The sequence below is a fragment of the Kitasatospora albolonga genome (genome assembly GCA_002082585.1).
Classification (GTDB): Bacteria; Actinomycetota; Actinomycetes; order Streptomycetales; family Streptomycetaceae; genus Streptomyces; species Streptomyces stephensoniae.
In genome coordinates, this window is record CP020563.1 from 5213179 (window position 1) to 5231502 (window position 18324).

Sequence of the window (18324 nt, forward strand, 5' to 3'; positions counted from 1 at the left end):
GGGGGACAGCGCCATGAAACTGCCCCGGCAAGCTCTTGGTCAGCAGGGAAAGCACGAAGAGCGGGACCGAACGGACTCCACCGATCTCCACCGATAGGGGGCGCGAGATGAACGCACTGCACAGCACCGGTTCAAGCGCAGTCGTGACGCGTCTCCACGATGTCGGCCGGAGCGGTGAGAAGTCCGGCGTGACGAATGTGCGGGGGTGCGTTCGGAGCGTCGGGCGTCAGCACCTGCCGTCGCAGTCGGCTGCGGAGCAGACGCGCAAGCCGTACATGACGGTGGTCGACGCGCCCATGGGGGACAACGGGGGAAGCGCGTACGGGGAGGTCACGGGGGACCGCACCACCCGGGCGGGGACCGAGGGCGCCGAAGCGGCGTTCACGGCCTACGTCCAGGAGCGGCGGGCCTCCCTGTACGCCACCGCCTACCACCTGACCGGCGACCGGTTCGAGGCCGAGGACCTGCTCCAGAGCGCCCTGTTCTCGACGTACCGGGCGTGGGACAGGATCAGCGACAAGGCGGCGGTCGGCGGCTATCTGCGCCGCACCATGACCAACCTGCACATCAGCGCCTGGCGCAGGCGCAAGCTGAACGAATACCCGACCGAGGAGCTGCCGGAGACGGTGGGCGACACGGACGCGATGCGCGGTACGGAGCTGCGCGCGGTGCTCTGGCAGGCGCTCGCCCGGCTGCCCGAACTCCAGCGCACGATGCTGGTCCTGCGGTACTACGAGGGCCGCACCGACCCGGAGATCGCGTCGATCCTCGACATCAGTGTCGGCACGGTGAAGTCGAGCATCTGGCGGTCCCTCCGCCGGCTGCGCGAGGACGAGGTCCTCAGCTTCGGACGTGACGAGCAGGAGTCCTTCGGCGAGCTGGTGGCCTGAGGCAAATGGGGGAACGGCCACTGCTTCGGGGGAGGCAGGGGCCACGGGGGGAGAAACGGGGAACCCACGGGGGAGTGGGGGAACCACGGGGGAGCGCAAGAAAAACGGGGACCGAGGGGGACCCTGGGGAAACACGGGGGAACGGCCGGCGCTTCGGGGGAGGCGCGGGCACGGGGGAACGCAGCGGGGTCGTACGGGCCGGGGGGTCCTGTACGGCCCCGCTCTTTTCAGCCTCTCCGGCGTTCGAGGAGCGGGGTCCGGGGCGGAGCCCCGGTTACGGGAAGGGGCGGGGCGGGGAGAAGGCCCGCCGCAGGCGCCCACCCGCCCCCCGGGCTGCACCCGCTTTGCCCGCTCCCGCGCCACACCGCCCCGCGCTACACCGTCCGACCCGCCGGTGCCCCACGGTGGCACCGCCCGGCCGCCGCCGCGGCGAACCGCCCCAGCGCCTCCTCCTTGCCGCAGGGGTACGCCCCCAGAGCCGTCTGGCGGGCCACGATGCGGCGTTCGGCCCGCATCAGGCGCCAGCCGCGCCGCAGCAGGAACGGCACCGACTTGCGGCCCTCGCGCAGGTCCCGGACCAGGCGGCGGCGGAACGTCGTGGAGGGGCGGCCGCGCAGGCAGAGCGCGTCCGCCAGCAGGCCCAGCTCCTGGCAGCGCCCGACGATGTCCGCCGCGAAGATGCCCTCGGCCACGAAGAGCGGCGAGCGCTCGATGCGGAAGTTCTCGGTGCCCGTACGGGAGCTGGTGGCGATGTCGTACACCGGGACGTCCGTGTGGCCGGACCGGCACAGCTCCGCGATGGAGGCCACCGCCGCGTCCGCGTCCCAGGACAGGGCCGAGTCCCAGTCGATGTCCGTGGAGCCGGGGACCCGGGGCAGCGTCGGGTCGTCGTGCTCCTTGTAGAAGTCGTCCAGGCGCAGCACCGGAAGGCCGGTGCGGGCGGCGAGGGACGACTTGCCGGAGCCGGAGGGGCCCGCGAGCAGTACGACGCGGGTCGGAATCGGTTGGGAACGGGAACTCACAGAACAGAAGTGTGAGGCATTGACCCGCGCAGGGGACCACTCGGGCCTCTTGTTGGTATCCAGCGTCACACCTCAACTACTCTGCGCGTACGGACGATTACCCGACCAGGCTCGATCAGGTGGAAAACATGGCACTTCACGCACGCAAGCCCGAACGTCGCGTCCTGCTGCGCGCCGGTCTGACCGTCACCGCGCTGGGGGCGGCCCTGGGAGCCGGTGCGGGCTCCGCGCAGGCCGCCCCGCAGCTGCCCCCGGTGGCCGAGATCCCCGAGCAGGGCGTCGCGGCCGTCCAGGCGGTCACCGAGAGCGCCGGGCCCGCGGTGACCAGCGCGCTCGGAACCTCGCTGACCAACAGCATCCGGCCCGTCACCGAGCTTCAGCTGCACCCGCTGGCCAAGACCGGGGTGGACCCGCTGGACAACGCGGTGGGCACCCAGGTCGCCGACTTCCAGCCGGTGTCGACGGCGATTCTCACCGACCCCCTCACCAGCGGCGGGGCGATCGCCGATCTGCCGGTGGTGGGGCAGGTGGCCCGGCTGGTCACGGGCTGACGCCGGTCGCGTACGGCATGACGAGCGGGGCCGCCCCACGTCCTGGGGGCGGCCCCGCTCGTTCGCGTACGGAAGCGCTGGGTCCTAGGGCGTGTCCGGCGGATCAGGACCGGACAGGCCCTAGTACGACGAGCCCGCGGCTCCCAGCGCACCCGTCGGGTGCCAGACCGTCTTGGTCTCCAGGAAGGCCGTCAGCCGGTGCGTGCCGGGCGCGGCCAGCCAGTCGGTGGACGCGTCCGAGCCGTCCGCCTCGGCGGGGAGCGGGCGCAGGACCCGCTTCAGGTTGTCCGCCGCCGCGATCTCCAGCTCCTTGGCCAGCTCGGCACCGGCGCCGGTGAGGTCGATCGCGTTGACGTCCTGGTGGGCGGCGAGCGGGGCCGCGAGCTCCGCCGTGGCGCCGGACAGGATGTTGACCACGCCGCCGGGGACGTCGGAGGTGGCCAGCACCTCACCCAGCGAGAGCGCGGGCAGCGGGGCGTCGGCCGAGGCGATGACGACCGCCGTGTTGCCGGTCGCGATGACCGGGGCGATCACCGAGACCAGGCCGAGGAACGAGGACTTCTGCGGCGCCAGGACGGCGACGACACCCGTCGGCTCGGGGGTGGAGAGGTTGAAGAACGGGCCCGCGACCGGGTTGGCCCCGCCGGAGATCTGGCCGATCTTGTCGGTCCAGCCCGCGTACCAGACCCAGCGGTCGACCGCCGCGTCCACGACGGCCGCCGCCTTGGACTTCGACAGCCCCTCCGCAGCGGCCACCTCGCGGACGAACTGCTCCTTGCGGCCCTCCAGCATCTCCGCGACGCGGTAGAGGACCTGGCCGCGGTTGTACGCGGTCGCGCCCGACCAGCCGCCGAACGCCTTCCGCGCGGCGACGACCGCGTCGCGGGCGTCCTTGCGGGAGGACTGCGGCGCGTTGGCCAGCCATGCGCCTTTGGAGTCGGTCACCTCGTACACCCGGCCGCTCTCGGAGCGGGGGAACTTGCCCCCGACGTACAGCTTGTAGGTCTTGAAGACGCCAAGTCGGTTCTGCTCAGACATCGAGGTACGCCTCCAGGCCGTGGCGGCCGCCCTCGCGGCCGTAGCCCGACTCCTTGTAGCCGCCGAACGGCGACGTCGGGTCGAACTTGTTGAACGTGTTGGCCCAGACGACGCCCGCGCGGAGCTTGTTGGCCACCGCGAGGATGCGGGAGCCCTTCTCCGTCCAGATGCCCGCCGAGAGGCCGTACTGGCTGTTGTTGGCCTTGGCGACCGCCTCGTCCGGGGTGCGGAACGAGAGCACGGAGAGGACCGGGCCGAAGATCTCGTCACGGGCGACCGTGTGGGCCTGGGTGACGTTGGTGAAGAGCGTCGGGGCGAACCAGTAACCCGACGACGGCAGTTCGCAGGGGGCGCTCCAGCGCTCCGCGCCCTCCGCCTCGCCGGTCTCCACCAGGGCGGTGATCCGGGCGAGCTGCTCGGCGGAGTTGATCGCGCCGATGTCGGTGTTCTTGTCCAGCGGGTCACCGAGGCGGAGCGTGGAGAGGCGGCGCTTCAGCGCGTCCAGCACCTCGTCCTGCACCGACTCCTGGACCAGCAGCCGGGAGCCCGCGCAGCAGACCTGGCCCTGGTTGAAGAAGATGCCGGTGACGATGCCCTCGACGGCCTGGTCGATCGGGGCGTCGTCGAAGACGATGTTGGCGCCCTTGCCGCCCAGCTCCAGCGTGACCTTCTTCTCCGTGCCCGCGACCGAGCGCGCGATGGCCTTGCCGACGGCGGTCGAACCGGTGAAGGCGACCTTGTTGACGTCCGGGTGCGTGACGAGGGCCTCGCCCGCGTCCCCGTAACCGGTGAGGATGTTGACGACACCCTTGGGCAGCCCGGCCTGACGGCAGATGTCCGCGAAGAACAGGGCGGAGAGCGGGGTCGTCTCGGCGGGCTTCAGCACCACCGTGTTGCCCGTGGCGAGCGCCGGAGCGATCTTCCACGCGAGCATCAGCAGCGGGAAGTTCCACGGGATGACCTGGCCCGCCACACCCAGCGGGCGCGGGTTCGCCCCGTACCCCGCGTGGTCCAGCTTGTCGGCCCAGCCCGCGTAGTAGAAGAAGTGCGCAGCGACCAGCGGGAGGTCCGCGTCGCGGGTCTCCTTGATCGGCTTGCCGTTGTCGAGGGTCTCCAGGACGGCCAGCTCACGGCTGCGCTCCTGGATGATCCGCGCGATCCGGAACAGGTACTTCGCGCGCTCGGAGCCGGGCAGCGCCGACCACTTCTCGAACGCCTTCCGGGCCGCCTTCACGGCCCGGTCCACGTCCGCCGCGCCCGCCTGCGCGACCTCGGAGAGCACCTCCTCGGTGCTCGGCGAGACGGTCTTGAAGACCTTGCCGTCGGCGGCCTCGGTGAACTCACCGTCGATGAACAGCCCGTAGGACGGGGCGATGTCGACGACGGAGCGGGACTCCGGCGCCGGTGCGTACTCGAATGCGGATGCCATGGCGTATCAGTCCACCGTCACGTAATCGGGGCCGGAGTAACGGCCGGTGCTGAGCTTCTGGCGCTGCATCAGCAGGTCGTTGAGGAGGCTGGAGGCGCCGAACCGGAACCAGTGGCTGTCCAGCCAGTCCTCGCCCGCCGTCTCGTTCACCAGGACGAGGAACTTGACCGCGTCCTTGGTGGTGCGGATGCCGCCGGCCGGCTTCACACCGATCTGTACGCCGGTCTGCGCCCGGAAGTCGCGGACGGCCTCCAGCATGAGCAGCGTGTTGGCGGGGGTGGCGTTGGTGGCCACCTTGCCGGTCGAGGTCTTGATGAAGTCCGCGCCCGCCAGCATCCCGAGCCAGGAGGCACGGCGGATGTTGTCGTACGTGGACAGCTCGCCGGTCTCGAAGATCACCTTGAGGCGGGCGGTCCCGCACTCGGCCTTGACGGCCACGATCTCCTCGTAGACCTTCAGGAACCGGCCGGAGAGGAAGGCCCCCCGGTCGATCACCATGTCGATCTCGTCGGCCCCGGCCGCCACGGCGTCACGGACGTCGGCCAGCTTGACGTCCAGTGCGGCCCGGCCCGCCGGGAAGGCGGTCGCCACGGACGCCACCTTCACACCGGAACCTGCGAGCGCGGCGGTGGCGGTGGCGACCATGTCGGGGTAGACGCAGACCGCGGCGGTGCGCGGGGTGGTGCGGTCGAGCGGGTCGGGGTGGACGGCCTTGGCGGCGAGAGCCCGGACCTTGCCCGGGGTGTCCGCGCCTTCCAGCGTCGTCAGGTCGATCATCGAGATGGCGAGATCGATGGCGTACGCCTTGGCCGTCGTCTTGATCGAACGGGTTCCGAGGGCGGCGGCGCGCGCTTCGAGACCGACGGCGTCGACGCCGGGCAACCCGAACAGGAAGCGGCGCAGCGCACTGTCGGACGCGGTCGCGTCGGCGAATGCGGGAGCAGTGGTGGGCATGGTCACCAGAGGAGCATATCTACGCGCGTAGCGACCTGTACAGGGGGACGGGGCATCCGTGCGTCCTGCGCCCCGCTCTCCGTTCCCGCCGCGCAGCCGCCGGGAACGGAGAGCGGGGCGCGGTGGCCGGAGGCTCCTGGCCCGCGCCCGTCAGGCAGAATCGGCCCCATGACGAGCCCCACACCTCCCGCAGAGCCGCAGTTCGCCGACCGGACCTACCGCTCGACAGCCGCACTGGTCGGCGGAACGCTGCTGCTTCTGCTGATCGCCTGGATGGGCGGGGACGCCATCATCCGGGGCGAGGGCGGGATGCCGTGGCTGGCGCTCGCCGCGCTGCTGTTCGTGGTGCCGCTGGTCGTGGCGTTCACCCTGCGGCCCGCCGTCTTCGTGAACGACGAGCGCATCCGCGTCCGCAACCCGTACCGGACGATCCAGCTGCCCTGGAGCGAGGTCGCCGACGTGCGGGCCTCCTTCTCCTCGGAGATGTTCGGCCAGGACGGTACGAAGTACCAGCTGTGGGCCATCCCCGTCTCCCTGCGCAGCCGCAAGCGCGCGGCGCGGGCGGCGGCCCGGGCGGCACACGACGACCCCTACGGCCGCACCTCGGTCAGCGCCGACGTCAGCGACTCCGCCGCGCGCACGGCCCCCGCCGACCAGACCGTCCGCGAGCTGCGGGCGCTGGCCGAGAAGGCGGGCGGGACGACGCCCGAGGGGGCGGCCCAGGTCTCCGTGCGGTGGGCGTACGAGGTGATCGCCCCGGCTGTGGTGGGCGGGGTGCTGCTCGCGGTGCTGTGGGCTACGGGGTGAGGCAGCCGGGCCCTGTGACCTGTCCGGGCAGGAGGCAGGTCCGGTGGTTTCCTGCCGTCGCCCCGGTACGTGGAGTCGCGCCCTTTCCGACGGTTCACCCGTTCCGGGGGCGGGGACGGGCCTGAGGCCCGACCGTCGGCTCAGATCCCCGGGTCCACCAGCTTCGGCTCCCCCTCCACCAGCCACTTCCGGTGGTCCCCCTCGCCGAACAGCTCACCGATCACCATGCCGGGAAACTCGATCGGCTCCGAGCGGCCGTCCAGCGCCACCCGCACCCGCCACGCGTCTCCCCGGTGCTCCACCAGCACCTCCGCCCATTCCGGCGACGGCACACGCACGCCGCGCAGCTCCGGACCTCCCTCCGGCCCGTACTCCCTGAACGCATGGAGAAGCGGCAGTTCCCGGACCAGCCACGCCAGGTGCGCCCAGGCCGGTGAAGGCGGCTCCGGCATCCACAGCAGTGCGGAGCGCTCGGCATCATCCGCCGGCACCGCACCGGCCACGCTGACCAGGGGCCGCGGATCGGCTTTCGGCACCTGGCGGAAGGTGAAGGTGCGGCCGACGACGTCCAGGTGGGTCAACTCGATCCCGAGCGGACCCCCTTTGAACACCATGTCCGAGACGTTCTGGAGGAACCCGGCCACCGCCTGGTCCTCCGCGTTCCGCGCCCCGGGACCCGCCTCTTCTTCTCCCAGCGGCTCGTACGAGAACACGTAGCGGTCTTTCCTCCTGGCCATGCGCACCCTTCCGTCCTCACCGCGCGCCGCCGCTCCTGGCACGATGCCCGAAGCGGCGGCGCGCCGGACCAGCCGACCGACCGGTTACTTCTTCGGCTTGTACGTGAATGCGTACTGCCATCCGCCGTTCACGGTCGCACCCGACGCGGCACTCTTCGGCCGGAACTTGGTGTTCACCCAGCTCGGGCATTTCGTGCTGCCGATGCAGTAAGCCGTGACCGCACCGAAGTACTTGAACGACGGCCCGTCACCGGTGGCGGTCATCGTGTGGTCGACCACCAGCAGCATCTTGCGCTGCTCCACCACCTTGCACGTGCCGCGGTTGCACTTGATCCTGTGTGCGTACCCGGTGAGGTTGTACCGCTTCGGGATCTTGCTCGCCTCGCGGTTGGGCGACTGGGACAGCCACTCGATGATGCTGTACTTCTTGATGTTGTGCTTCTTTTTGATCTTGGTCCAGCCCCACCCGACCATCTTTTTCTTCTTGTTCCGCTTGTACTCGCCCAGCCGCAGCGGCATATCGCCCGGCCCGGAGTACTTCATCGTCTTCAGGACCTTCCACTTGGACGGCTTCGCAGCCGCGGTGGTGGTGGTGTCCTGGGCCGCCTGTGCGGACGCCTGCGCAGACGCCCCAGACGCCTGCGCAGGCGTTGCGCCGGCCAGCATCGCGGCCACCGCCAGGCAGGCGGCGGCTGTTTTGATGTTCCTCATGAAGACCCTCCCCGTGATCGTCCCCCGTGCACTCCCGGGTGGGGCCGGAGGCAGGACGATCACTTTATGGAGGGTTTGACATGGCATCAATTGGCTTTTCGGGCATGGTCCTTCGGGTCACCCTTCGCCCATGAGGACAACACCCGATCAACCGCCGCACCGGGCTCCCGGGCCTCAGATCCCGGCAGCCGCCGCCAGGTCCCGCTTGATCCCGGCGAGCAGCTCGGCGCCCCGCGCGCGGGCCGCGGGCAGCCCGGCGGCGTCCGCGACCGGGACGACCACCTCCAGGTAGCACTTCAGCTTCGGCTCGGTGCCGCTCGGGCGGACGATCACCCGGGCGCCCTCCAGCTGGTAGCGCAGCCCGTCCGTGGGCGGCAGCGCGGCCGTGCCCTGGGACAGGTCCTCGGCCGAGGTGACCGCGAGACCGGCGAGGGCGGTGGGCGGCTGCTCCCGGAGGCGGGCCATGGCGTCCGCGATGACCGTCAGGTCCTCCACCCGCACCGAGAGCTGGTCGGTGGCGTGCAGGCCATGGGCCAGGGCCAGGTCGTCCAGCAGGTCCAGCAGCGTACGCCCCTGCTCCTTGAGTACGGAGGCGAGCTCGGCGACGAGCAGGGCCGCGGTGATGCCGTCCTTGTCGCGTACGCCCTCGGGGTCGACGCAGTAGCCGAGCGCCTCCTCGTACCCGTACCGCAGGCCGTCCACCCGGGCGATCCACTTGAAGCCCGTCAGCGTCTCCTCGTAACCGAGGCCCGCCTTCTCCGCGATCCGGCCGAGCAGCGACGACGACACGATCGACTCCGCGAACACGCCGGAGGCGCCCCGCTCCACCAGATGCGCGGCGAGCAGCGCGCCGACCTCGTCGCCGCGCAGCATCCGCCAGCCGCCCTCGACGGAGGTGTCGGGTACGGCGACGGCGCAGCGGTCCGCGTCCGGGTCGTTGGCGATGATCAGGTCCGGGGCCGCCCGGCGCGCGGTGGCGAAGGCGAGATCCATCGCGCCGGGCTCTTCCGGGTTCGGGAAGGCGACGGTGGGGAACGCGGGGTCCGGCTCGGCCTGCTCGGTGACGAGCACGGGGGCGGGGAACCCGGCGCGCTCGAAGGCGGCGGTCAGCACGGAGGTGCCGACGCCGTGCATCGCGGTGTAGACGGTGCGTGCGGTACGGGGGCTGTCGGCGGCCAGGACCGCGTCCGTACGGGCGAGATAGGCGTCCAGGACCTCTTCGCCGAGGGTCTCCCAGCCGTCCTCGGGGCGTACGACGCCCGCCAGCGGGCCGACCGCTGCGATGGCGGCCGCGATCTCGCCGTCGGCCGGGGGCACGATCTGCGAGCCGTCGCCGAGGTAGACCTTGTAGCCGTTGTCGCGGGGCGGGTTGTGGCTGGCGGTGACCTCGACCCCGGCGACGGCGCCCAGGTGCCTTATGGCGTACGCCAGTACGGGGGTGGGGAGCGGGCGGGGGAGCACGGCGGCGCGGAGTCCGGCGCCGGTCATCACGGCGGCGGTGTCGCGGGCGAAGTCCTCGGACTTGTAGCGGGCGTCGTAGCCGATGACGACGAGGCCGCCGGCCTGGCCCTGGGCCTTCAGATACGCGGCGAGGCCCGCCGCCGCCCGGATCACCACGGACCGGTTCATCCGCATCGGACCCGCCCCCAGCTCGCCGCGCAGCCCGGCGGTGCCGAACTGGAGCGTGCCCGCGAAACGGGCGGCGAGCTCCTGGGTGTCGCCCGCCTCGATGAGGGCGCCCAGTTCGTCGCGCGTCTCGGGGTCGGGGTCCTCGGCCAGCCAGGTCCTGGCCTGCGCGATGAGGTCGTGCTGCACGGGGGCCGCCTTTCGGGGTGCGGTGGTCTTTGGGGGCGTACGGGGTGGTGGTGCGGGCGTCCGTCGGGGGCGGGGCGGGAGGTGGGCGCCGCGGGGTGGGCGCTGCGCGGGCTGTTCCCCTCCCCGCCCCTTCCCGAAACCGGGGCTCCGCCCCGGACCCCGGTCCTCAAGCGCCGGACGGGCTGGAAAGGAAGCCGGGGCGGCTGGAAGGAGCCGGTCGGGGTGGAGGGAGGCCGGACGGGTGGGGAAGGCAGCCGGTCCGGCTCTGGGAAGGCAGCCGGTCTGGCTCCGGGATGGAAACCGGTCTGGCTCCGGGAAGGCAGCCGGTCCGACTCCGGGATGGAAACCGGTCCGGCTCCGGAAAGGCAGCCGGTCCGGCTCCGGAAAGGCAGCCGGTCCGGCTCCGGGAAGGCAGCCGGTCTGGCTCCGGGATGGAAACCGGTCCGACTCCGGGATGGAAACCGGTCCGGCTCCGGAAAGGCAGCCGGACGGGCTCCGGGAAGATCGGCCAGAAGCGCTGGCAAGGCAGCCGAAGGGCCATGGAAGGCCCCGCCGGACACGCCCTAGATGCGCTCCAGCACCCGGGCCAGCAGCGCGCCCATCCGGGTGGCCGAGTCGCGGCCCGCCTGGAGGACTTCCTCGTGGTTCAGGGGCTCGCCGGAGAGGCCCGCCGCCAGGTTGGTGACCAGGGAGAGGCCCAGCACCTCCGCGCCCGCCTCGCGGGCCGCGATGGCCTCCAGGACGGTGGACATGCCGACCAGGTCGCCGCCGAGGACCCGGACCATGTTGATCTCGGCCGGGGTCTCGTAGTGCGGGCCGGGGAACTGCACGTACACACCCTCTTCGAGGGTGTCGTCGATCTCCTTGCACAGCGCGCGCAGGCGCGGCGAGTACAGGTCGGTCAGGTCGACGAAGTTGGCGCCGACGATCGGGGAGGTCGCCGTGAGGTTGATGTGGTCGCTGATCAGGACCGGCTGTCCGGGGCGCATGCCCTCGCGCAGACCGCCGCAGCCGTTGGTCAGCACGACGGTCTTGCAGCCCGCCGCCACCGCCGTACGGACTCCGTGGGCGACGGCGGCGACGCCGCGGCCCTCGTAGTAGTGCGTGCGGCCGAGGAAGACCAGCGCGCGCTTGTCGCCGATCTTGTACGAGCGGATCGTGCCGCCGTGGCCCTCGACCGCCGGGGCCGGGAAGCCGGGCAGCGCGGTGACGGGGAACTCGGCCTCCGGGGCGCCGAGTGCTTCGCCCGCGGGCGCCCAGCCGGAGCCCATGACCAGGGCGACGTCGTGGGTCTCGGCGCCGGTCAGCTCGCGCAGGCGGGCGGCGGCCCCGGCAGCGGCTGCGTACGGGTCGCCCTGGATGTTGTCCGGAATAACTGATGCGTTCACGCGGAAGAGCGTAACCGCTGAATGCCTACGCGCGTAGATGTCCTGGTGCAAAGACTCGCCGCATGTCTTTGTGGCTTCGCACGAAGAGCGCCCGGGAGCCCTGGTCAGCAGGGGCGCTTGCGCAGGTTCATCACATAGTCGTGGGGCGCGCCCGCCGATTCGGCCGCGTCCGCGATCTCGCCCAGGTAGCGGGCGGAGGGCAGGCCGCCCTCGTACCCGTTCAGCACGTACATCCAGGCCGGCTCCTCGCCGTCCAGGGTGTGCACCCGTACGCGCATCCGCCGGTAGATGTCGAGCCCGACGCCCTCCCAGCGGTCCATGGAGTCCTCGTCCATCGGCGCCAGGTCGTACAGCGCGACGAAGACCTGGGAGCGCGGGGCCTCCACCACGGTGGCCAGCGCCCCCTCCCAGCCCATCTGCTCCCCGCCGAAGGTCAGCCGCCAGCCGTTGAGCCAGCCGGTGCTGCGCATCGGGGAATGCGGGGCGCGGCGGGTCATGAGCCGCGCGTCGAGGTTGCCGGCGTACGCGGCGTAGAGCGACATGGGACCGAGGGTACGGGAGGGGGGCGCGGGTGTGCCGGTTCCTGTGACGAAGGCCCCGGTCGGGGGAGGACCGGCCGGGGTTCGAAGAGGTGTGCGGGCGGGGTCGTTCCCGTACGTCCGGAGCCCCGGCTCCCGTATGGAGGGCCCCGGGGCGAATCTGTTTGGCGCGTGCGGGACAATGGAGTACGTACTGCATTCCCCCGGGGCGATCCCCCGGACCCCCGGCCGGGGCGGCAGGGCGGCCGTGGGGATGACACCCACGCGAGGCGGACTTTTCGTGACCCGGATCGTGATCATCGGCGGCGGCCCCGGCGGCTACGAGGCGGCTCTGGTGGGCGCCCAGCTCGGCGCGGAGGTGACCGTCGTCGACTGCGACGGCCTCGGCGGAGCCTCGGTACTCACCGACTGCGTGCCATCGAAGACCCTGATCGCCACGGCCGAGGTGATGACGACCTTCGACTCCTCCTACGAGGAGCTGGGGATCATCGTCGCCGACGACACCCCGCACATAGAGCAGGCGGCGCGGGTGGTCGGCGTCGACCTGGGCAAGGTCAACCGACGGGTCAAGCGCCTGGCGCTCGCCCAGTCCCACGACATCACCGCCTCCGTCACCCGGGCCGGTGCCCGGGTGATGCGCGGGCGGGGGCGGCTCGACGGGCTCCAGGCGGCCGACGGCTCTCGTGAGGTCGTCGTCACCGCCGCCGACGGCACTGAGGAGCGGCTCAGCGCCGACGCGGTGCTGATCGCGACCGGCGGCCACCCGCGCGAGATCCCCGACGCACAGCCCGACGGCGAACGCATCCTCAACTGGACCCAGGTCTACGACCTCGACGAGCTCCCCGAGGAGCTCATCGTCGTCGGCTCGGGTGTCACGGGCGCGGAGTTCGCCGGGGCCTACCAGGCGCTCGGCTCCCGCGTCACCCTCGTCTCCTCCCGCGACCGGGTGCTCCCGGGCGAGGACCCGGACGCCGCCGCCGTACTGGAGGACGTGTTCCGGCGGCGCGGCATGAACGTCATGGCCCGCTCCCGCGCCCAGTCCGCCAAGCGGGTCGGCGACCGGGTCGAGGTGACCCTCGCCGACGGCCGGGTCATCACCGGCTCGCACTGTCTGATGGCGGTCGGCGCGATCCCCAACACCGCGGGCATGGGCCTGGAGGAGGCCGGTGTACGGCTGAAGGACTCCGGCCACATCCTGACCGACCGGGTCTCGCGCACCAGCGCCCCCGGCGTCTACGCGGCCGGTGACGTCACCGGGATCTTCGCGCTCGCCTCTGTCGCCGCGATGCAGGGCCGGATCGCGATGTACCACTTCCTCGGCGACGCGGTCGCCCCGCTCAACCTCAAGACGGTCTCCGCCAACGTCTTCACCGACCCGGAGATCGCCACCGTCGGCTACAGCCAGGCCGACGTGGACGCGGGGAAGATCGACGCCCGGGTGGTGAAGCTGCCGCTGCTGCGCAACCCGCGCGCCAAGATGCAGGGCATCCGCGACGGCTTCGTCAAGATCTTCTGCCGTCCCGGTACGGGGATCGTGGTCGGCGGCTGCGTCGTCGCGCCGCGCGCCAGCGAACTGATCCACCCGATCTCGCTCGCGGTCGACAACAACCTGACCGTGGAACAGATCGCAAAGGCGTTCACCGTGTACCCGTCCCTGTCCGGATCGATCGCGGAAGTGGCCCGGCAGCTGCACACCCGCAAGCTCACGGACGAGGGCTGACGGCGGGGTAAGTCCTGGCGGGGGCCGGGGAATCGCGACATTCCCCGGCAACCCCCGTCACTCCGGGCGGCGGTGATGACCACTCGGCGATCACACCCGGACAACAGCGAAAGCCCCTATACCACTTCGGGCCCTGCCGGATGTACAACTTCCGTTATTCGGCGCAAACTGCTGAAAACCCATCGGCGGTCAGGTTACTGTCAGTTTCGTGTTCGCTGCAGAACGTCGTCAGTTGATCCTCGAAATGGTGCGCGCCAACGGGGCGGTATCGCTCCGTGAGCTCGCCCGCGTCGTCCAGACCTCCGAAGTGACCGTACGGCGGGACGTGCGGGCACTGGAGGCAGAAGGACTCCTCGACCGCCGGCACGGCGGTGCGGTCTTGCCGGGCGGTTTTACGCGGGAGTCCGGCTTTCCGCAGAAATCCCATCTCTCCACCGCGGAGAAGACGGCCATCGCCGACCTGGCCGCCTCACTGGTCGGTGAGGGCGAGGCCATCGTGGTCGGCGCCGGTACGACCACGCAGGAGCTGGCCCGCCGGCTCGCGCGGGTCCCCGGCCTGACCGTGGTCACCAACTCGCTGCTGGTCGCCCAGGCGTTGGCCCATGCCAACCGGGTGGAGGTCGTCATGACCGGCGGCACCCTGCGCGGCAGCAACTACGCGCTGGTGGGCAGCGGGGCCGAGCAGTCCCTCCAGGGGCTGCGGGTCTCCCGCGCCTTCCTCTCCGGGAGCGGCCTCACGGCGGAGCGCGGCCTGTCCACCTCCAACATGCTCTCGGCCAGCGTGGACCGGGCCCTGGTGCAGGCCGCCGCGGAGGTGGTCGTCCTGGCGGACCACACGAAGCTGGGCGCCGACACCATGTTCCAGACGGTGCCCACGGAGCTGATCACCCGCCTGGTCACGGACGAACCCCCGCACCACGACGAGCGCGCGGCGGCGGAGCTCCAGGCGCTGGCGGACCAGGGCGTGGAGGTCACGGTGGCCGGTCCCGAGGCGGACGCGGACGGCGAGGCCCCGCCCGCCGGGCGCCGACCGCGCCGCGACATGCCGTTGCCGGGGCAGCGACGGACGACGACCACCCGGACCGGGGGGCTGGGGCCGCAACTGCGGAGCGCGTCGCCCCTGTCCGACCAGGCGTCGCCGGGCGAGCGGGCCCGGGTGGCGGACCTGCGGCGGCGGTAGAGCTCTTCGTCGCCGCAGGCCCTTCACCGACGCAGACCCTTCGTCGGCGCCGTACCGGGCGCGCGGTGGCATCGTCGCGGGCGGGGACATCAGAGCCGACTGACCCCGCCCCCGGCCCCTGCTGCGTCCCCTACTTCAACCCCCGCAACGTCAACCGCAGCAGCCGCTCCGCCAACTCCGGATCGTCCGGTGACTGTTCGGCGGCCAGGGCGATCGCATTGGTCAGCTGCAACAGATCATCGATGGACACATCCCCTCGCACCGACCCGCTCTCCTGCGCCCGCCGCAGCAGCCCCGCCCCCGCCTCCCGCAACGGCAGATGGCACTGGGTGAGCGCCGAAGTCTCGTCCTGCGAGGCCGACATGAGGGCGCGGGCGAGGCCCCGGTACTCACCCGCATGAGTGACGATCGCCCCCAGCCAGTCCACCAGCGCCCGGCACGGAGCCTCCGCGCCCGCCAGTTCGCGGGAGCGGTCCAGGAGTGAGCACAGCGCGTCCTGGAAGACCGCGTTCATCAGGGCGTGGCGGTTGGGGAAGTGGCGGTAGAGGGTGCCGATGCCCAGGCCCGCCCGGCGGGCGATGTCCTCCAGCGAGGCGTCCGTACCGTGCTCGGCGAAGGCCGTACGTGCCACGCCGACCAGCCGTTCGTGGTTCCGGCGGGCGTCCGCGCGCATCGGCCGCTCCGGCGGCCGTGCCGTGCCCGTCTCCATCGAGATCGGCCCTGCCATGGCTCCCGCCCTCCCTCGGTCCGAGCACCTCTCGTGGGGTCCAGGATGCCACTGCACGCACCGTGGCCCGGCCCACCGCATGCGACCGCACGACGGAGGGGCCCGGACCGCGTCCACCAGGACGCGGTCCGGGCCCCTCCGCCCGAACTGAGCTGTCAGTCCTTGATCTCGCAGATCAGCGCGCCGGAGGAGACCGAGCCGCCCACCTCGGCGGTCAGGCCCTTCACCGTGCCGGAGCGGTGCGCGTTCAGCGGCTGCTCCATCTTCATGGCCTCCAGGACGACGACGAGGTCGCCCTCCTTGACCTCCTGGCCCTCCTCGACCGCGACCTTGACGATCGTGCCCTGCATCGGGGAGGCGAGGGAGTCGCCGGAGGCGGCCGAACCGGCCTTCTTCGCCGCGCGGCGCTTCGGCTTGGCGCCGGCCGCCAGGCCCGTACGGGCCAGGGACATGCCCAGCGAGGAGGGCAGCGAGACCTCCAGGCGCTTGCCGCCGACCTCGACGACGACGGTCTCGCGACCGGCCTCGTCCTCCGTGTCCGCGTCGGCGGGCGCGGCGAACGGCTTGATCTCGTTGACGAACTCCGTCTCGATCCAGCGGGTGTGGACGGTGAACGGGTCCGCGGTGAAGGCGGGGTCGGTGACCACGGCGCGGTGGAAGGGGATGGCGGTGGCCATGCCCTCGACCTGGAACTCCGCCAGCGCACGCGCCGCGCGCTGGAGCGCCTGCTCGCGGGTCGCGCCGGTCACGATCAGCTTGGCGAGGAGGGAGTCCCACGCCGGGCCGATGACCGAGCCGGACTCGACGCCCGCGTCCAGGCGGACACCGGGGCCGGTCGGCGGGGTGAACAGCGTCACCGTGCCCGGGGCGGGGAGGAAGTTGCGGCCCGGGTCCTCGCCGTTGATGCGGAACTCGAAGGAGTGCCCGCGCACGGCCGGGTCACCGTAGCCGAGCTCCTCGCCGTCGGCGATGCGGAACATCTCGCGTACGAGGTCGATGCCGGTGACCTCTTCGGTGACGGGGTGCTCGACCTGAAGGCGGGTGTTGACCTCCAGGAAGGAGATCGTGCCGTCGAGCCCGACCAGGAACTCGACCGTGCCCGCGCCGACGTAACCGGCTTCCTTGAGGATCGCCTTGGACGCCGCGTACAGCTCGTCGTTCTGCGCCTGGGTGAGGAAGGGGGCCGGGGCCTCCTCCACCAGCTTCTGGTGGCGGCGCTGGAGGGAGCAGTCACGGGTCGAGACGACGACCACGTTGCCGTGCTGGTCGGCCAGGCACTGGGTCTCCACGTGGCGGGGCTTGTCGAGGTAGCGCTCCACGAAGCACTCGCCCCGCCCGAACGCGGCGACGGCCTCGCGGACGGCGGAGTCGTACAGCTCCGGGATCTCCTCCAGCGTGCGGGCCACCTTCAGACCGCGCCCGCCGCCACCGAAGGCGGCCTTGATCGCGATGGGGAGGCCGTTGGCCTCGGCGAACGCCACGACCTCCGCGGAACCGGAGACCGGGTCCGGGGTACCGGCGACCAGGGGCGCGCCCGCGCGCTGCGCGATGTGGCGGGCGGCGACCTTGTCACCCAGGTCCCGGATGGCCTGCGGGGGCGGGCCGATCCACGTCAGACCGGCATCCAGCACGGCCTGCGCGAACTCGGCGTTCTCCGACAGGAACCCGTACCCCGGGTGGATCGCGTCCGCCCCGGAGTCCGCGGCGGCCTGGAGCACCTTGGCCATGTCCAGGTAGCTGGCGGCCGGGGTGTCACCGCCCAGAGCGAACGCCTCGTCGGCGGCCCGGACGTGCAACGCGTCCCGGTCCGGATCGGCGTAGACCGCCACGCTCGCGATCCCCGCGTCCCGGCACGCCCGAGCAACGCGGACAGCGATTTCGCCACGGTTGGCGATGAGCACCTTGCGCACGATGACTCCCTCCTGGAAACAAGCTGAGTTTAGGGACTACCGACACGGCGCTACGACCCGTCCCCAATGGTGAGCTTGCCCACACGGAGTGTGATCCGAGGCTTGCCCCAGTAGTGAAATCCCTTGTGGCACCACGGTACGCCGGGTTCTACCACCGCACAGTAACCAGCCGGTGTGGTGCAGGTCTCTGTCTTGAAGGTCAACGCCTCACGGCGTTTCTTTGTGGACTCCCTACGAACGGCCCAGGGATTCTTTGCCCGCGTTCCGGGCGGTCCGACCCCTTGTCCGAAGGAATACCGGTGAGTAAGGTCCGCGCTACGCCCGTACCGCAGGTAACAGGGCGGGGGCGGAGCCAGCCGACAGGGGCAGAGCAGTCAACAGGGGAGGCGCCGTGCTGCGCAGGCCGGTGGCGGTCGTGACCGCGCTCGTGCTGGCCGGGGAGGCGGTGGGCGTCTTCGCCCTCAACGCCGTCCTCGCCACGGTCGTCGAGAACCAGAACATGTCCCTGGCCGGGATGGACCCGCGGGCCATGGCCACCGGGACCTGGGTGCTGGGCGGGGTCTCCGCCCTGCTCCTGACCGGCTGCGGGCTGATCGCGCTGCTCGCCGGGGTCCGGGACCGCTCGCCGGGGCGGTTCGGCCGGATCGCGCTGATCGGCTGCGCGGTGGTGCACGGGGTGCTCGGCGCGGTGACCGTCGGGCTGGTGGGCTGGTCCGCGTTCACGTCCCTGATGGTGGTGCTGGGACTGCTGGTGTTCACCCTGCTGGCGTACGGCCCCGAGGACCGCGAGGACCGTGACGGGGGCCGCGACGAGGGGCGTGACGGGGGCCGGGTCAGCGACGAGGCGGCCCCGGCTGCCTTCTGAGCCGGGGCCGGGAGCCCCCGGAGGCCCCAGAGCCCCAGGGA

18 protein-coding genes are annotated in these 18324 nt (G+C 71.7%); 7 read left to right on the forward strand and 11 right to left on the reverse strand.

Annotated elements, in window-relative coordinates:
- Window positions 1-107: 107 nt before the first annotated feature.
- Complete coding sequence (locus tag B7C62_23135; protein ID ARF74805.1) at window positions 108-890, forward strand: SigE family RNA polymerase sigma factor; 783 nt, start codon at window positions 108-110, stop codon at window positions 888-890.
- A gap of 374 nt (window positions 891-1264) precedes the next feature.
- Here B7C62_23135 and B7C62_23140 read toward each other — a convergent pair whose 3' ends face one another.
- Window positions 1265-1981: a uridine kinase gene (locus B7C62_23140; GenBank protein ARF74806.1), complete on the reverse strand. Its 717-nt coding sequence runs from the start codon at window positions 1979-1981 to the stop codon at window positions 1265-1267.
- Between the two features lie 59 nt (window positions 1982-2040).
- On the opposite strand from B7C62_23140, the gene B7C62_23145 reads away from it, so the two are divergent.
- Window positions 2041-2463 carry a hypothetical protein gene (locus B7C62_23145; protein ARF74807.1) on the forward strand — a complete coding sequence of 141 codons (423 nt, stop codon included), beginning with the start codon at window positions 2041-2043 and terminating at the stop codon, window positions 2461-2463.
- A 120-nt stretch (window positions 2464-2583) separates the two neighbouring features.
- Here B7C62_23145 and B7C62_23150 read toward each other — a convergent pair whose 3' ends face one another.
- The 3 genes from B7C62_23150 to B7C62_23160 are packed head-to-tail and all read right to left on the reverse strand — an operon-like array spanning window position 2584 to window position 5884.
- On the reverse strand, window positions 2584-3501 hold the full coding sequence (locus B7C62_23150; protein ARF74808.1) for an aldehyde dehydrogenase: 918 nt from the start codon (window positions 3499-3501) through the stop codon (window positions 2584-2586).
- A complete protein-coding gene (locus tag B7C62_23155) occupies window positions 3494-4930 on the reverse strand; it encodes a betaine-aldehyde dehydrogenase (protein ID ARF74809.1) in 1437 nt (478 codons plus the stop codon). The genes B7C62_23150 and B7C62_23155 overlap by 8 nt, the downstream gene beginning before the upstream one ends.
- 6 nt (window positions 4931-4936) lie before the next feature.
- Entirely contained in the window at window positions 4937-5884 is a 948-nt protein-coding gene (locus B7C62_23160; GenBank protein ID ARF74810.1) for a deoxyribose-phosphate aldolase, read from the reverse strand.
- A gap of 168 nt (window positions 5885-6052) precedes the next feature.
- Here B7C62_23160 and B7C62_23165 point away from each other — a divergent pair, with 168 nt between their 5' ends.
- Window positions 6053-6691 carry a hypothetical protein gene (locus B7C62_23165; GenBank protein ARF74811.1) on the forward strand — a complete coding sequence of 213 codons (639 nt, stop codon included), beginning with the start codon at window positions 6053-6055 and terminating at the stop codon, window positions 6689-6691.
- Between the two features lie 140 nt (window positions 6692-6831).
- On the opposite strand, the gene B7C62_23170 is transcribed toward B7C62_23165, so the two are convergent.
- Window positions 6832-7404: a hypothetical protein gene (locus tag B7C62_23170; GenBank protein ARF74812.1), complete on the reverse strand. Its 573-nt coding sequence runs from the start codon at window positions 7402-7404 to the stop codon at window positions 6832-6834.
- Window positions 7405-7512: 108 nt separating this feature from the next.
- On the reverse strand, window positions 7513-7947 hold the full coding sequence (locus B7C62_23175; GenBank protein ARF74813.1) for a hypothetical protein: 435 nt from the start codon (window positions 7945-7947) through the stop codon (window positions 7513-7515).
- Here B7C62_23175 and B7C62_23180 point away from each other — a divergent pair.
- Window positions 7922-8218, forward strand: coding sequence for a hypothetical protein (locus B7C62_23180; GenBank protein ID ARF74814.1), 297 nt, complete (start codon window positions 7922-7924; stop codon window positions 8216-8218). The two genes, B7C62_23175 and B7C62_23180, sit on opposite strands and share 26 nt — an antisense overlap.
- 95 nt (window positions 8219-8313) lie before the next feature.
- On the opposite strand, the gene B7C62_23185 is transcribed toward B7C62_23180, so the two are convergent.
- From B7C62_23185 to B7C62_23195, 3 genes are all read right to left on the reverse strand, one after another.
- Window positions 8314-9954, reverse strand: coding sequence for a phosphomannomutase (locus B7C62_23185; GenBank protein ARF74815.1), 1641 nt, complete (start codon window positions 9952-9954; stop codon window positions 8314-8316).
- Window positions 9955-10517: 563 nt separating this feature from the next.
- Window positions 10518-11342, reverse strand: coding sequence for a purine-nucleoside phosphorylase (locus tag B7C62_23190; protein ARF74816.1), 825 nt, complete (start codon window positions 11340-11342; stop codon window positions 10518-10520).
- Between the two features lie 104 nt (window positions 11343-11446).
- Entirely contained in the window at window positions 11447-11884 is a 438-nt protein-coding gene (locus B7C62_23195) for a gamma-glutamylcyclotransferase (GenBank protein ARF74817.1), read from the reverse strand.
- Between the two features lie 277 nt (window positions 11885-12161).
- On the opposite strand from B7C62_23195, the gene B7C62_23200 reads away from it, so the two are divergent.
- Complete coding sequence (locus B7C62_23200) at window positions 12162-13601, forward strand: NAD(P)H-quinone dehydrogenase (protein ARF74818.1); 1440 nt, start codon at window positions 12162-12164, stop codon at window positions 13599-13601.
- Between the two features lie 208 nt (window positions 13602-13809).
- A complete protein-coding gene (locus tag B7C62_23205) occupies window positions 13810-14781 on the forward strand; it encodes a DeoR family transcriptional regulator (protein ID ARF74819.1) in 972 nt (323 codons plus the stop codon).
- 130 nt (window positions 14782-14911) lie between these two features.
- Here B7C62_23205 and B7C62_23210 read toward each other — a convergent pair whose 3' ends face one another.
- Entirely contained in the window at window positions 14912-15508 is a 597-nt protein-coding gene (locus B7C62_23210; GenBank protein ID ARF74820.1) for a TetR family transcriptional regulator, read from the reverse strand.
- A gap of 155 nt (window positions 15509-15663) precedes the next feature.
- Window positions 15664-17418 (reverse strand): acetyl-/propionyl-CoA carboxylase subunit alpha, encoded by a 1755-nt coding sequence (locus B7C62_23215; GenBank protein ARF74821.1) that lies wholly within the window; start codon window positions 17416-17418, stop codon window positions 15664-15666.
- 391 nt (window positions 17419-17809) lie between these two features.
- Here B7C62_23215 and B7C62_23220 point away from each other — a divergent pair, with 391 nt between their 5' ends.
- Window positions 17810-18283, forward strand: a complete 474-nt coding sequence (locus B7C62_23220) for a hypothetical protein (protein ID ARF74822.1) — start codon at window positions 17810-17812, stop codon at window positions 18281-18283.
- Window positions 18284-18324 lie beyond the last annotated feature (41 nt).